Source organism: Serratia sp. PF-27 (assembly GCF_030053255.1).
Classification (GTDB): Bacteria; Pseudomonadota; Gammaproteobacteria; order Enterobacterales; family Enterobacteriaceae; genus Serratia; species Serratia bockelmannii.
The window spans coordinates 255,399-269,902 of record NZ_JASGBT010000006.1 but is presented as its reverse complement, the minus strand read 5'-3'; the positions used below and the strand labels follow the sequence as shown (position 1 = coordinate 269,902).

The following is a 14,504-nucleotide window of genomic DNA, read 5'->3' as shown; positions in this document are numbered from 1 at the left end:
GTAGGACACTGCCAGGCATCAAATAAAGCCGAAAGCCCTGAACTGACGTTCAGGGCTTTTTGCTATGCGTAAAATGGAAAATCCCCGTTGTAATCCGCTTCAGCTTTCATCGTACTGTTTAATATTCATCACAAAACCAACGCATTGTTTCTCTGAATATCAGATATTCTTCGTCCGCTATTAAGTTTGGCTGTTAACTTATAAATAACAATAAAGTAACACCTGGCGGCAGGACGCCGAATTTCATCATTGCTATGGCTCGGAGAAAACATCATGACAGAAACAACCTCGGCTCTTGGGGATGAGCACGGCACCGAACAGGGAGCGCTGGATAACAAGAAACGCATTTTCGCTATCGTCGGGGCTTCGTCAGGCAATCTGGTGGAGTGGTTTGATTTTTACGTCTACTCCTTCTGCTCAATCTACTTTGCTGCCTCATTTTTTCCGGCGGGCAACAGTACGACACAGCTGCTGCAAACCGCCGGGGTATTCGCCGCCGGCTTCTTCATGCGACCTATCGGAGGTTGGTTATTCGGCTACATCGCTGACAAGCATGGCCGGAAAAACTCGATGCTGATTTCGGTCTGCATGATGTGCGCCGGATCGCTGGTGATCGCCTGCCTGCCGACTTATGAATCAATCGGCAGCTGGGCGCCGGCGCTGCTGCTGATTGCCCGCCTGTTCCAGGGGTTGTCGGTAGGGGGGGAGTATGGCACCAGCGCCACCTACATGAGCGAGGTGGCAATCAAGGGGCGGCGTGGCTTCTACGCCTCGTTCCAGTACGTGACGCTGATCGGCGGGCAACTGTTGGCGCTGCTGGTTTTGGTGATCCTGCAGCAAATATTGTCTGGCGAAGAGCTGAAAGCCTGGGGATGGCGTATTCCGTTTGCCTTGGGGGCGGTGTTGGCGGTGGTGGCGCTGTACCTGCGCCGCTCGCTGAATGAAACCTCCGATGCGAAGACGCGTAACCACAAAGATGCCGGTTCGCTGACGGGGCTGTGGAAGAACCGCAAGGCGTTCCTGATGGTGCTGGGCTTTACCGCCGCCGGTTCGCTGACCTTCTACACCTTCACCACCTACATGCAAAAATACCTGGTGAACACCGCTGGTATGGACGCCAAGCTGGCCAGCGCCATCATGACCGTGGCGCTGTTCGTCTTTATGCTGCTGCAGCCGGCGGTAGGCGCGTTTTCGGACAAAATCGGCCGTCGCAGCTCGATGCTGATCTTCTCAGCCTTCGCCACGGTGTTGACGGTGCCGATCCTGTTTGCCTTGAAAGAGGTGACCAACCCCTTTATGGCGTTCGGTCTGATCGTGTTGGCGCTGTTCGTTGTCAGCTTTTACACCGCGATCAGCGGGTTGCTTAAAGCCGAGATGTTCCCGCCGGAGGTACGCGCGTTAGGGGTAGGCTTGTCTTATGCGGTGGCGAATGCCCTGTTCGGTGGTTCGGCGGAATATGTCGCGTTGTCGCTTAAATCGTTTGGCGTGGAGAACGCTTTCTTCTGGTACGTTTCCGGCATGTGCCTGCTGGCGTTGCTGGTCTCGCTCCGGTTGCATCGCAAAGGCAAGGAGATACAGCTGTAATAAAAACCCCGGCCTTGGCCGGGGTCAGAGTCCATCTTACAGGATACGGCTAATCAGCCGATCGATGCGGATACGCCGCAGACGGCGAATCAGCTTACGCACCTTGATCGGGTACTGCTGAATGCTTTGCAGCTCCTGATAATGGCCGACCACGGTGGTGTGAGTGCGGATGCATTCCAGCTCTTTTTGCCGCTGCTCGCGCATTTCCTGCTTGGGATCGTGGATCAGAATGGCGTTTTCCAGATCCAGCCGCCAGGCGCGCGGGTTGAGGTTATTGCCGGTAATCAGCTGCCACTCTTCGTCTACCCACATGCCTTTCAGGTGATAGCTGTTATCGCCATGCTTCCACAGACGCACGATCAGCTGCCCGGTGTCGATATAACGCTGCAAGCGGCTCAGAAAGCGGCGCAGGTTGATCTCGTACAGGTAGGGCAGCGCGCCGATGATTTTGAACGGCTGGTCCTCCGGAATATAGAAGTCGTTGGCGGTCTTGTCGCCGACGATGATCTCCACCTGTTTGCCCTGGCGCAGCAGATAAATGATGTTGCGCACCAGCAGCGCTGGCAGGTTGAAATAGGGAGTACACAGCGTCAGTTTCTGGTCGGCGCACGACATCAGGTGATGAATGGTTTTATTCAGCACGCTTTGCTTGCCAAGCCCAACCAGCGGCGTCACCGCCAGCTCATCGTTGCCGGCCTTGCCGCGGAAGTGGTAACCCGCGCGGCGCAGGGCGAAACGGAACAGACGGGTCTCGTTTTTGATCTCCGGGCTTTTCGGCCGATCGCTGCGATCGAGGCGTTGTACGGCGCCGGCGGTGAGCAGATGCTGCTTGATGTAATCGATCAGGGTATCGGCCAACACCTCATTGGTGATCAGCTGGTAGCGATCGTAACGGTATTTCTCATGCTGATGCAGATAAACGTCGTTGATGCTGGCGCCGCTGTAGATCACGGTATCGTCGACCACAAAGCCCTTCAGGTGCAGAACGCCCAACGCTTCGCGGGTATTGACCGGCACGCCGTAGATCGGCACCGACTGTTCCGGATGTTGGCTGGCCATGGCGCAGTACCAGTCGGCGTTGGTATTGGCGGCGGCGGCGCCGATTCGCCCGCGCTGTGCGCGGTGCCAGTCGACCAGTACGCAGATTTCCAGCTCGGGCCGACGCTGCTTGGCTTGATACAGCGCGTTGAGGATCTCGCGCCCGGCGTCGTCATGCTCCAGATACAGGGCCACCAGATAGATGCGTTGGGTGGCGTTGGCGATGGCGCTCAGCAGCGTGGTGCGAAAATCGGACGGCGCGTACAACGTACGAACATCAGCAACCGTCTGGGGGAGTTTGGGCAGTTGTGCAAGGTGTTGTTGATGTTTGCTACGTTTAAATTTTGACAACATCACAGTGCGTTTCTTCTCTCATGATTGATGGCCGGAACGCCACAGGCATAAAAACAATAAACCGAATAATCGGGCGATAATACCATTAGTTGCCCCGATTGTGCGTATGTTTTGGCGTTAAGTGGTGGATTCGTAGCGCATTGCGACGCAGGTCACTGCGCGTCGGCGGCCTGCAGCGGCAGCGTCAGATTGACGATGCCGTCCTCAAGCTGCACCTCGATGCCAAAGCCCAGTCGCTGCGCCAGCGCGATCATGCCGCGGTTATTCGGCATGGTGATGCCGCTCAGGCGGGTCAGGCCATGCGCGCGCGCGTAGGCGATCATTTTCTCCAGCAGCTGACGGCCTAGGCCCACGCCTTTGAGATCGGAACGCACCAGTACGGCGAACTCGGCGTCGGTGTTGTCCGGATCGGACAGCGCGCGGGTCACACCGATGATCTCGTCTGCGCGCACCGCCACAAAGGCCATTTCTCGATCGTAGTCGATCTGCGTCATGTTGGCCAAATCGTCATGGGTAAACTCGTTGATCTCGCTGAAGTAGCGATAATAGAGATCTTCCTTGGTCACCCGGTCGATGAAATGTTTCAGTGCCGGCTCGTCTTCCGGCAGGATCGGGCGGAACAGGCATTGGCTGCCGTCTTTCAGCGCGATGGTCTCTTCCAGCTCATGCGGATAAGGCCGAATCGCCAGCCGCGCCTGCGGATCGCCGCTGAACGGTGCGAGCTGCATCGAAACGTCCAGCAGGGTGAACTCGCTGCCGGAAGCCAGCACCGGGTGAATATCCAGCCGGGCGATCTCAGGGCAGTCAAGGATCAGGTTGGAAACCTGCACCAGCAAGCGGCTCAGCCCGGAGATATCTAAAGGCCGCAGTGCGCTGCGCCCGCGGATCTTGCCGCCTTTCACCGCCTGCAGCACCAGATAACGCGCCAGCGCCATATTCAACGGCGGCAGCGCGACCGCGACCTGATTTTCCTGGCGCCACTCTACGCCGCCTTCTCCCAGCATGATCAACGGGCCGAAAATGGCATCCTGCTCCACGGCGATGCGCAGCTCCTGGGCGCCGGCGCGGTTGGCCATGCTCTGCACCAACAGGCCGTGGATGCGCGCCTGAGGATAGGTACGCTTCACGCGGTCGAGGATCGCCTCCGCCGCGCGTTGCACTTCGGTCGCGGTGCGCAGGTAGAGCATCACGCCCTGAACTTCCGATTTGTGCGGGATATCCGGCGAGCGCAGCTTCAGCGCCACCGGGTAGCCGATCTGCTCGGCGATGTGCACCGCTTCGGCGCTGTCTTCGGCGATCCAGGTCGGCAGGGTGCTCAGATCGTAGGCCTGCAGAATGGATTGCACCTCGTGGGTATCCAACTGGGTAGCGCCTTCGGCCAGCGCCTGATGAATCAGGCGGTGGGCATCGGCGGTATTGGCGGTCAGGCCGACCGGCAGCGCCGGCGTCTCCTTCAGCTGCTTCTGGTTGCGGCGGTATTCCACCATATGCATAAAGGCGGTGACCGCGCCTTCCGGCGTGCGGTAGGTGGGAATGGCGGCCTCGGTAAACAGCCGGCGCGCCTCTTGAGAAGAGTATTCGCCGCACCAGTTGGTCAGCAAGGTGATGCGCTTGCCGCGCGCATGGCGATGCAGCGCGTCAATCAGCCGCTGCGCCGTGGCGGTGCCCGGCGCCGCCGCACTCGGCGCATGGATCAGAAGCAGCGCGTCATAGTCGTGGCTGTCGAGCAGCGCTTCGAGAGCCGCCAGGTAGCGCTGCGGCGTGGCGTCGTCGCGCAGATCGAGCGGGTTGCCGGCGCGAATGAAATCCGGCAGCGCATCGCTCAGCGTCGCCAGGCTTTCCTCGCTCAGCGTCGCCAGCTTGCCGTTGCGGCCGAGCAGTTCGTCCAGCGCCATCGCCGCCGGCGCCGCCCCGTTGCTGACGATCATCAACCGTTCCCCCCGCAGCGGATGCATATGGCTGAGGGTTTCCACCGCGGAGAACAGCTCATGGGTATCCTGCACGCGCAGCAGGCCGGCGCGCTGGATGGCGGCGTCATAAGCGGCGTCCAGCCCCAGCTGGCTGTTGAGCAGCAATTGCGCCTGTTGGCTGCGGCCGCTTTTGATCACCAGAATGGGCTTGTTGCGCGAGGCGCTGCGCGAGGCGGAGAGAAAGCGTCGTGCGTCGCTGATGTTTTCCAGATACAGCAGGATGGCGCTGGTCTTGCTGTCGCGCGCCAAAAAGTCGAGCAGGTCGTCGACGTCGATGTCCAGGTTGTCGCCCAGCGCGATGAAGTAGGAGAAGCCGACTTCGCGCTGCTGCGCCCAGTCGAGAATGGTGTTGGCCACGGCGGCGGACTGCGAGATAAACGCCAGCTTGCCCTTTTGGATCGGCACCGGCGAGAAGCTGGCGTTGATGCCCTGCCACGGCGCCAGCAGCCCCAGGCTGTTGGGGCCTAACAGCCGCATGGCGTGGCGCTGCGCGCAGGCCTTCAGCTCGGCGAACTGTTCCGGTGGCGAAGAGAGCACGATGGCGGTTTTGCAGCCGCGTTGGCCCAGCGCGTCGATCAGCGCCAGATTACGCTTGGCGTGGGTGCAGATGATCGCCAGATCCGGCGTCAGCGGCAGGCTGGCGACGTCGGGATAGGCCATGACGCCGCATACCGCCTTGTAGCGTGGCGTAACCGGCAAGATGGGCCCGCCGAAACCGCCGGCCAGCAGGTTGCTCATCATCAGGTTGCCGGCGCGGCCCGGCTGCTGCGAAGCGCCCAGCACGGCGATCGATTTGGGACGTAGTAGCGCTTCTAACCCTCGCTGGCTCATGCACGGCTCCTTTTGGCAACGTTACGCCTGATTTTAGGCGTTTTATGGCTACATTGCTGTGACCGGTGCCTCCGGCCGGGTCGGTTTTCCCGCCAGATACTGTTGACGGAAATAGCGGAAATGCTGATTCAATCCGTCGGCGGCCGGCAGATCGCCCGCCTGTTGCAACAGGGCGGCGGCCACTTCCGCCGTGCAGTGCTGCTCGGCGCGGCTGGCTTCGCGCAGCTGATAGTCGGATGCGGCATCGACGTTGAGTGAAAACACCGGGAATTGATTGAGATACGGGCTTTTACGGAACATTTTGCGCGCTTCTGCCCAGGTGCCGTCCAGCATGATGAACAGCGGCGGTTTACCGCCGACGGGCAGCTCATTGAACACCGGCCGTTCGGCGTCGGCGTAGGACGCGGGGAACACCACATAAGGCTGCCGCGTCGGATCGTTGATGGCTGCCAGCAGGGCGGGATCGACCTCGGTACGCGACCAGAGGAACGCCTGGGTGTCCGGCAGGATATCGGCGATCAGGCGCCCGGTGTTGCTGGGCTTGAGCGGCTCGGCGCCGAACATGATCAGGCAGAAGCGGCTGCCGGCCTGCTGCGGGCGAATGGTGTCACACAGGCAGTTTTTATGCGGCAGCAGGCAACCCTGACAACGCGCCACCCGGCAACCGCGCGCCAAAAAAGGGCGGGTGGCGCGGTCTAAACGGAATTGGCGCAGGCGAAGTACGGCGTTGTCGGTCATAACGATCCTGGGGGAAAAACCGCTATTGTAACGCAGAAAAAAGCCCGCCGGGAGGGGCGGGCTCGATCGGGGCGCGTTCGCGCGCGATGGCGGGATACGGCCTATACTTGCGGAATCACACTAACTCGTTGAGCCAGTTGTCAAACGGCGCTTTTGGCATCGCGCCGTTGAGCATGTCGACCATCTTGCCCTGACGGAACACCATGATGGTCGGGATGCTGCGGATGCGGAAACGGGCGCTCAGCTCCGGTTCGGCTTCGGTGTTCACTTTCACGAAGCGCACTTTGCCGGCGCGCTCTTCGGCCACGTCTTCAAAGATCGGCGCAAAGCTGCGGCACGGGCCGCACCACGGCGCCCAGAAATCGACCACGACCGGCAGATCGTCCTGCAGCAACTGGTCCAGCGTGGCGGCGGTGGCGTTGATCACTTCACCGTCGAAGAGCTCGTGGCCGCAGCGGCCGCATTTCGCGTTGTCCGCCAGACGTTCTTCCGGCACACGGTTGGTGGCATTGCAAGCTGCACAAACTGTATTCATGTTGACCTCGGGTACTGAGAAAACCGGGTCCCCGCAACGCGGTTGCGGAGATGTTTCTTTAATGCTGACAATTATCGGCAAAACCCGGCGCGTGAACAATGAGGTTTGTTCAATGGATGTGATAGTTGGGAGCTTTTAGCGCAAGTTGGTGGCTTCGTGCACCAACATCAGGTAATCTTCGCGCCCTGCGCGTTGGTGGAGAAGACAATGAACGATTCATTTAGTGGCAAGAACGGTAAAGTCAAAGTGATGTACGTCCGCAATGACGACGACAATGGCGATAACCGCAACAAGAATAAACGTCCGGCTGGCAAAGGCCGTCCGGCTGACGGTGCGCGCTCGGGCCGCACTGGTCAAGACAAGGCGCGTGGCGGCAACGATCGCCGCGGCGCCGACTCCCGCCGCAGTGAAAGCGATCGTCCTCGCCGTCCGGCGCGCACTGAAGATCGCGGTGGCAACGAGTCACCGTGGAGAACCGTCTCGCGGGCACCGAATGAAGAGCCGGCGTTCGATCACGGTGGCATCAGCGGCAAAAGCTTCATCGATCCGGAACAGCTGCGCCGCCAGCGCGCGGAAGAAACCCGCGTTTACGGTGAAAACGCCTGTCAGGCGCTGTTCGCCAGCCGCCCGGAAGCGATCGTGCGCGCCTGGTTCGTGCAGTCGGTCACGCCGCGCTTCCGTGAAGCGCTGCGCTGGATGGCGGCTAACCGCAAAGCCTACCACGTGGTGGATGAGGAAGAGCTGGCCAAGGCTTCCGGCACTGAGCACCACGGCGGCGTCTGCTTCCTGATCAAAAAGCGTCAGGGCCTGGATGCGCAGACCTACCTGAAAACCGCACCGGCGACCGACTGCGTGCTGGCGCTGGAAGAAGTGGGCAACCCGCACAACCTGGGCGCCATCGTCCGTTCGTGCGCCCACTTCGGCGTCAACGGCGTGCTGCTGCAGGATCCGGCGCTGCTGGAGTCCGGCGCGGCTGTGCGTACCGCAGAAGGCGGCGCGGAGCACATCAAGGCGATCAACGCCGATGATTTCCTGTCGGTGCTGGATACCTTCCGCAAGGCGGGTTACACCATCGTCACCACCTCCAGCCACAAAGGCACCGCGCTGGCGCAGGCCAAGCTGCCGGCCAAGATGGTGCTGGTGCTGGGCCAGGAGCGTGACGGCCTCAGCGACGGCGCCTGGCAACAGGGCGACATGAACGTGTCTATCGGCGGCACCGGCAAAGTGGAAAGCCTGAACGTTTCCGTGGCGACCGGCATTCTGCTGGCGGACTGGTGGCGTCAGAATCAGGCGTAATCTGTTCTACGTCGGATAAAAAAACGGGCGCCCCAGGGCGCCCGTTTCGTTTATTGAAGCTTAGTGAGCGCCGCCGCCCCCACCGCCGCCAGAGCTGAACGGCGGTTTCGCCACCCATACCAGCACCAGCAGTACCAGGAACACCCCGGCCGACAGCCAGAAGATCTCGTTGGCGGAGATGATCAGGCCCTGCGCGGTGATCTCGTTGGCGATATACGCCGACGCCTGCTGCTTGCTCATGCCGAGCTGCTCCAGTTGCCGGTACATCTCCTGCGACTGCGGGTTGTACGGGTTGACGAACTCCGTCAGCTGCGAATGGTGCTGCGATTCGCGCTGCGTCCACAGGGTGGTGGTGATCGAGGTACCGATCGAGCCCGCCAGGGTTCGCGTGAAGTTCGACAGGCTCGATGCCGCCGCCATACGCTCCGGCGGCAGGCCGGACAGCGTGATGGTGGTCAACGGCATGAAGAAGCAGGCGATGGCGAAGCCCTGGACGAACTGCGGCCAGGCGGAAGCGCCGAAGTCCATGCCCGGTTCAAACGTATAGGCGCGCCAGTAGAAGCACACGGCATACATGATGAAGCTGAAGGTCACCAGCCTGCGCATGTCGAGCCGGTTGCCGAACTTGCCGATGATCGGCGACAGCAGCACCGGGATCAGCCCGACCGGCGCCGACGCCAGCCCGGCCCAGGTGGCGGTATAGCCGTACACCTCTTGCAGCAGCTGCGGCAACAGCACGATGGCGCCGAAGTACAGCATGTACGCCAGACTGATGCACAGGCAGCCGATGGTGAAGTTGCGCGACTTGAACAGCGACAGATCCACCACCGGATGGTCATCCGTCAGCTCCCAGACCACCAGAAACAACAGCGCTACGACCGCCACGACGGTCAGGGTGATGATCTCGGTCGAGTTGAACCAGTCCAGCTCCTTGCCCTGATCGAGCATCACCTGCAGCGAACCGATGCCGACGATCAGCAGCACCAGTCCAACCGTGTCGATCGGTTTGATCTCGGTTTTGGTTTCTCGCCCCTTCAGCGTCGCCATCGCCGCCATGATAACGAAGGCGCCGATCGGGATGTTGATGAAGAAGATCCAACCCCAATGGTAGTTGTCGCTGATGTAACCGCCGAGGATCGGCCCGAAGATCGGCGCGACGATCACGGTCATCGACCAGAGCGCCAGGGCCATCGCTCGCTTGGCGGGCGGGTAGTTGTTCAGCAACAGGCTCTGCGACAGCGGGATCAGCGGCCCGGCCACCACGCCCTGGATCACGCGGAAGAAGATCAGCATGCCGAGGCTGTTGGAGATGCCGCACAGCCAGGAAGCGAGGACGAACAGCGCGGTGGACCAGAGGAACAGCCGCACTTCGCCGATGCGCTTCGCCAGCCAGCCGGTGATCGGGATCGAGATGGCGTTCGCCACGCCGAACGAGGTGATCACCCAGGTCCCCTGCGAGTTGGAAGACCCGAGGTTACCGGCAATGGTGGGGATCGCCACGTTGGCGATGGTGGAGTCCAGCACCTGCATGAAGGTCGCCATGGCGAGCGCGACCGTCATCCAGGCGAGCTGGGCGCCTTCAAGCGGTTTCTGTGGCAAGATGGCCTCCCGCGCGCTTAGCCGGCGTTCGCATGGATCACGTCAGCGATCAGCTGGTTAACCGGCGCCAGATTCAACGCCAGCGCGTCGCTCTGGTACAGCGGTTTGTCGCGCACCACGTCAGACAGCACGCGGCCGTCCAGATTGGCGGTGTCGACGGTCACCAGCGTCGAAAGCCCGATGCGCAGCGGATGATCGGCCACCTGCTTGGCGTCGAGCTCAATACGCACCGGCAGACGTTGCACCACCTTGATCCAGTTGCCGGTGGCGTTCTGGGCCGGCAGCAGCGAGAAGGCGCTGCCGGTGCCCATGTCGATACCGACCACTTTGCCTTGATACACCACGTCATCGCCGTAGACATCGCTGACTACCGTTGCCGGCTGGCCGATGCGCATGTTGGCGATCTGGGTTTCCTTGAAGTTGGCGTCAACCCAGATGTGATCGGCCGGCACCACCGCCATCAGCGGCGAACCGGCGGCGATCTGCGCGCCGACCTGCACGCTGCGGCGCGAGACATAACCGGTAATGGGGCTGATCACTTTGGTACGCTGCAGCGCCAGCCAGGCGTCACGCATCTGCGCGGCGGCCTGTTGGATTGCCGGCTGCTGTTCCAGCGGGGTATTCAGTACCATCGCCTGGTTGGCGTTGTATTGCTGCACCGCCACTTCCAGCGCGGCCTTGGCGCTGTCGACCGCATCGCGAGCGTGTTGCAGCTCTTCGCGGCCGATGGCGTCAACGCTGCCCAGCACCACGCGGCGTTTCAGATCGTTCTCGGCCTTGCTCAGATCGGTCTTGCGCAGGGCGATGTTGGCCTGATACTGCTTGCTGTTGATGATCAGCTGGTGGGTCTGACGCACGCTGTTGGCCAGGCCGGTTTTGGCGCGTTCAAACGCCTGCTCGGCATCGGTCGGATCGAGCGTCAGCAGTACGTCGCCCTGCTTGACGTAGTCGGTGTTGTCGAAATTGACGCTGTTCACGCTACCGGACACCTGGGCCATGATCTGCACCTGGTTGCCGGAGACGTAGGCGTCGTCGGTTTCCTGATGATGACGCAGCACCAGGAACCAATACACTAAGTAAGCCACCCCTATAACAATGAAAATAACCGTCAGCAACAGCAGCCAAAATTTACGCTGCTTCTTTTTGCCGCTCGGCTGCTGCGGGTTTTGGATTTCCGCGCTCGCGCTCATGGTGTTCTCCAAGCCTTATATTATTATGCTTTCGAATCCGCTGCGGCCGGGGCCTGATAGCCACCGCCCAGCGCACGGATCAGTCCTATCTTCGCCTGCAGTAAGTTGCTGCTGGCATTTAACTCCGCCTGTTGCTGCTGCAATAGCTGCGTCTGGCTGGTCAACAGATCGTCGCGCCCGATAATCCCTGCCTGGTAACGGGCGTTAGCGACCTGATACACCTGTTGCATCGACTGGGCCGCGGACGCCGCCTGCAGCTGCTGTTGCGCAGAACTCTGCTGGATGGTGATGGCGTCGGCGGTTTCCTGTACCGCATTCAGGATGGTTTGGTTATAGGATTCCACCGCTTCGTCATACAGCGCGGATTCCTCGCCCAGCTTGCTGCGCAGCGCCCCGGCGTGGAAGATCGGCAGCGAAATCGCCGGCATCACGTTCCAGGCCTGGCTGGCCGCTTCAAACAGATTCGGGCTGGTGCCACTGGTGTTGGTGGTCATCAGGCCGGCGAAGGCTGAAATGGTCAGGCTGGGGTAAAACTCCTTACGTGCGGCGCTGACGCGCTGGCTGTAAGACTCCACCAGCTGGCGTTGCGCGGCGATGTCCGGGCGTTTGCCCAGCAGATCCGCCGTCAGCTCGCCCTGCGGTGCCATCAGGTTGTCTGCGGGCAACGGCACCTGACGCAGGTGCTGCATGGCGTTCGGCCCTTGGCCCGCCAGCGCGGCGAGCTGGTGTCTGAGCTGTTCGATTTGCGACTGCAACTGCAGAATCTGCTGTTTAGCGACGTCGGACTGCGCCTGGGTTTGTTGCGGCACGTCGACGCCGGTCAGCCCGGCCTGATAGCGCTGTTGGCGCAGCGCGGTCAGGCGTTCATTGTTGTTCACTTCCTGCTGCAGCAGCTTCTCGAGCGCCAGATTGCTTTGCAGCTGGTAGTAGGCGGACGCCACCGAACTGGTCAGCGTCAGCGCCGCCTGTTCCTGCTCGGCGCGCGCAGCGTTCACTTGCGCTTTGGCGGCGTTCACCTGGTTGCGGTATTTACCCCACCAGTCGAATTCGTACGCCAGGTTCAACCCCAGGGAGTTGGAGCTTGAATAGATCGGCTTATGCGGATACCCCAACCCCATATTGACGTTTTGCGGCACGCGTTGACGCTGGGTGCTGGCGTTCAGATCCAGGTTCGGCCCGTTGGCGGCGTTGGCTTCGCCCACCACGCTCTGCGCTTCGCGCACGCGGGCGGCGGCTTGACGCAGGGTCGGCGAGTTTTGCAGCGTCTGCGTCATCAGGGCATCCAACTGCGGATCCTTGAGGGCGCGCCACCACTGCGGGCTGACGGCCAGCGAACTGACTTTCGGCTGAGCCAACTGCAGGCTCTGCGGATCCATCAGCGTGGATTGCGGGGCAATATTATCGGTAGAAGCACACCCGGCCAGCAGCAATACGGCGAACAGCGGGGTGAATCTCCAGTTAAATGGGGATCGCATAATAGGTACCTGAACAGAAATTGTGAATTAGGATAACTGTTCTGTGATTTCCATTTGATCCAGACGTGCCAGCAATTTGCGCGTCAGCTGTTCCAGCTGTTTTTGCTCATCGTCGGTCAGCGTGGACCACAGGAAATGCAGACATTGGTGCTGCGGCGGCAGCAGTTGACTGAGAAATTCTTCCCCCTGCGGCGTCAGATGCAGATGCAGGCAGCGGCGATCGTTATCGCTTTCACGGCGCTCGATCCAACCGCGTTTCTCCAGCTCGTCGGCGATGCGGGTCGCATTGGTGCGCGAGGAGCCTAAGGCAGAGCTTAGCTCAGAAGGTTGGATGCTGTGGCTCTCCTGCGCATCCAGGGTAATCAGCGCCATAAACAGTGTTTCGTTAATCCCCTGCGCCTTCAGCATCTTGTTGCGATTTTCCAGCAACTTGCCTTGCATGTGCATGCACAGGCGGGTCAGCAGGATTTCCTGATACGGGAAATCTTTCTGCCGGGTGGCGCGGAAATTCAGCATTTGTTCTATGGGGGCAAACGAGCTTTCCATAATTTAGGGCCTCATTAATTTCGTTCGAGATAGTAACGACGGTGACTAATAATGTAAATGTTCAGCCGTGCGGATAATTTAGCAATTCGTGTCATTTGTCAGAGTTTGTAAAGATGTGGCGCATGAAAACGCCAAAGCGAAGCCAAACGTTCGGCGCGGCGTCAGCCTGGACCGAAAAGCATTAACAGCTTTAATGTGACGCCAAAGGCCGTCGCGCCGAGCAGCGTCGACAGAATGATGCTTTTACTGCGGTAGAAGCACAGCGCCAGCGCGGCGAACCCCGCCAACGTCGGCAGCAGCTTGTCGGGTTCGCGCATCACCACCGGCGTGCTGGAGACCACCAGCAGGGCGCAGATCGAGGCGATGCCAATGCTGTCGAGTAGCAGGGCGGCTTTACCGCGTTTGAGGCCGGGCTGGGCGCGCGCCGGCGCCAGCCGCAGCGGCAGATAACGGAACAGGTAATTGGCGCAGCCCACCACCAGGCCGATCACCAGTACATCAGTGTTCATGGCTGGCCTCCGCAGGGGCAGGTTGGAACAGAGCGGCGACGCAACCGGCGCCGATGCCGGCCAAAATGGCGACCGGGATGGAGAACAGCACCACGCCGAGCAGCGCACCGGCCAATGAGGCAGCGATGGTCAGGCTCTGCGGGCGCCGGAAAGCAGCCAGCAGGAAACTGAGAAACAGCGCCGGCAGCATGAAGGCCAGCGAGGCCTCGATCACCGGGAACTGCTCCAGCGGGCCGTTGCCGAACAGCGCGCCGAGCGCGGTGCCGGCTACCCAGGAAAGCCAGGAACAGAGCGCGATGCCCAGCATCCAGTTTTCGCTCCAGCTGCGGTTATTGCGCATCAGCTTGGCGGTGGCGGCGGCGAAGACCTCATCGGTCAGACCAAAAGCCCACATTGCCGTTTTACCGGGCGACATGCGCGAGACGATACGGTGACGCAGCGCCGGGCCGTACAGCAGGTGGCGCACGTCCATCGCCATCACCGTCAACGCGGAGACCCACAGCGACATGCCGGCGCTCAGCAGGGCGGTGATCACGAACTGGCTGGCGCCGGCGTAGATGATGCAGGAGAAGAAAAGGCTTTCCAGCGGGGAAAAGCCCAGTTTGACGGCGCTGAGGCCGAAGGCGAACGCCACCGGGACATACCCGATGACGATCGGCAAACTGTCGACGACGCCGTTGGCGAAGGTGGCGCTGACGGCGGGCGGATTGAGGCTGTCTGCAGCTTGGCTTTGCATGGTTGTGGATCGCAGGGTAGATAGGACTTCAATAGTTTATGCCCAGAACATTACCAGAGAGTAAGTAATGTTTATACCCTGCACCGCTAATAAATTTCTTTAG

12 protein-coding genes are annotated in these 14,504 nt (G+C 60.8%); 2 read left to right on the top strand and 10 right to left on the bottom strand.

The genetic code is table 11. The annotated features are described in order from the left end of the window. The first annotated feature begins 273 nt into the window (after positions 1-273). Positions 274-1,584 (top strand): MFS family transporter, encoded by a 1,311-nt coding sequence (locus tag QMZ29_RS03140; protein ID WP_025304008.1) that lies wholly within the window; start codon positions 274-276, stop codon positions 1,582-1,584. Positions 1,585-1,620: 36 nt separating this feature from the next. On the opposite strand, the gene pssA is transcribed toward QMZ29_RS03140, so the two are convergent. The 4 genes from pssA to trxC all read right to left on the bottom strand — a co-directional run bounded on the left by pssA (position 1,621) and on the right by trxC (position 7,050). After that, positions 1,621-2,976, bottom strand: coding sequence for a CDP-diacylglycerol--serine O-phosphatidyltransferase (gene pssA, locus QMZ29_RS03135; RefSeq protein WP_197836192.1), 1,356 nt, complete (start codon positions 2,974-2,976; stop codon positions 1,621-1,623). Between the two features lie 152 nt (positions 2,977-3,128). Beyond that, positions 3,129-5,777 (bottom strand): bifunctional acetate--CoA ligase family protein/GNAT family N-acetyltransferase, encoded by a 2,649-nt coding sequence (locus QMZ29_RS03130; protein WP_261426724.1) that lies wholly within the window; start codon positions 5,775-5,777, stop codon positions 3,129-3,131. A 48-nt stretch (positions 5,778-5,825) separates the two neighbouring features. After that, a complete protein-coding gene (locus QMZ29_RS03125) occupies positions 5,826-6,515 on the bottom strand; it encodes a tRNA-uridine aminocarboxypropyltransferase (protein WP_038629863.1) in 690 nt (229 codons plus the stop codon). Positions 6,516-6,630: 115 nt separating this feature from the next. Next, positions 6,631-7,050: a thioredoxin TrxC gene (gene trxC / locus QMZ29_RS03120; protein WP_004928868.1), complete on the bottom strand. Its 420-nt coding sequence runs from the start codon at positions 7,048-7,050 to the stop codon at positions 6,631-6,633. Between the two features lie 207 nt (positions 7,051-7,257). On the opposite strand from trxC, the gene QMZ29_RS03115 reads away from it, so the two are divergent. Beyond that, a complete protein-coding gene (locus QMZ29_RS03115) occupies positions 7,258-8,346 on the top strand; it encodes a tRNA/rRNA methyltransferase (RefSeq protein ID WP_197836194.1) in 1,089 nt (362 codons plus the stop codon). A gap of 60 nt (positions 8,347-8,406) precedes the next feature. Here the strand turns inward: QMZ29_RS03115 and emrB are convergent, their stop codons facing one another. The 6 genes from emrB to QMZ29_RS03085 all read right to left on the bottom strand — a co-directional run bounded on the left by emrB (position 8,407) and on the right by QMZ29_RS03085 (position 14,401). Further along, complete coding sequence (gene emrB / locus QMZ29_RS03110; protein ID WP_043143795.1) at positions 8,407-9,945, bottom strand: multidrug efflux MFS transporter permease subunit EmrB; 1,539 nt, start codon at positions 9,943-9,945, stop codon at positions 8,407-8,409. Positions 9,946-9,962: 17 nt separating this feature from the next. Continuing rightward, positions 9,963-11,135 carry a multidrug efflux MFS transporter periplasmic adaptor subunit EmrA gene (gene emrA, locus QMZ29_RS03105; RefSeq protein ID WP_043143796.1) on the bottom strand — a complete coding sequence of 391 codons (1,173 nt, stop codon included), beginning with the start codon at positions 11,133-11,135 and terminating at the stop codon, positions 9,963-9,965. A gap of 23 nt (positions 11,136-11,158) precedes the next feature. Further along, entirely contained in the window at positions 11,159-12,610 is a 1,452-nt protein-coding gene (locus tag QMZ29_RS03100) for an efflux transporter outer membrane subunit (protein WP_025304002.1), read from the bottom strand. Between the two features lie 27 nt (positions 12,611-12,637). Beyond that, positions 12,638-13,156 carry a transcriptional repressor MprA gene (mprA, locus tag QMZ29_RS03095; protein WP_025160249.1) on the bottom strand — a complete coding sequence of 173 codons (519 nt, stop codon included), beginning with the start codon at positions 13,154-13,156 and terminating at the stop codon, positions 12,638-12,640. Positions 13,157-13,317: 161 nt separating this feature from the next. Then, on the bottom strand, positions 13,318-13,665 hold the full coding sequence (ygaH, locus tag QMZ29_RS03090; protein ID WP_025304001.1) for an L-valine transporter subunit YgaH: 348 nt from the start codon (positions 13,663-13,665) through the stop codon (positions 13,318-13,320). Further along, positions 13,655-14,401 carry an AzlC family ABC transporter permease gene (locus QMZ29_RS03085; RefSeq protein WP_025304000.1) on the bottom strand — a complete coding sequence of 249 codons (747 nt, stop codon included), beginning with the start codon at positions 14,399-14,401 and terminating at the stop codon, positions 13,655-13,657. The genes ygaH and QMZ29_RS03085 overlap by 11 nt, the downstream gene beginning before the upstream one ends. Between the last annotated feature and the right edge of the window lie 103 nt (positions 14,402-14,504).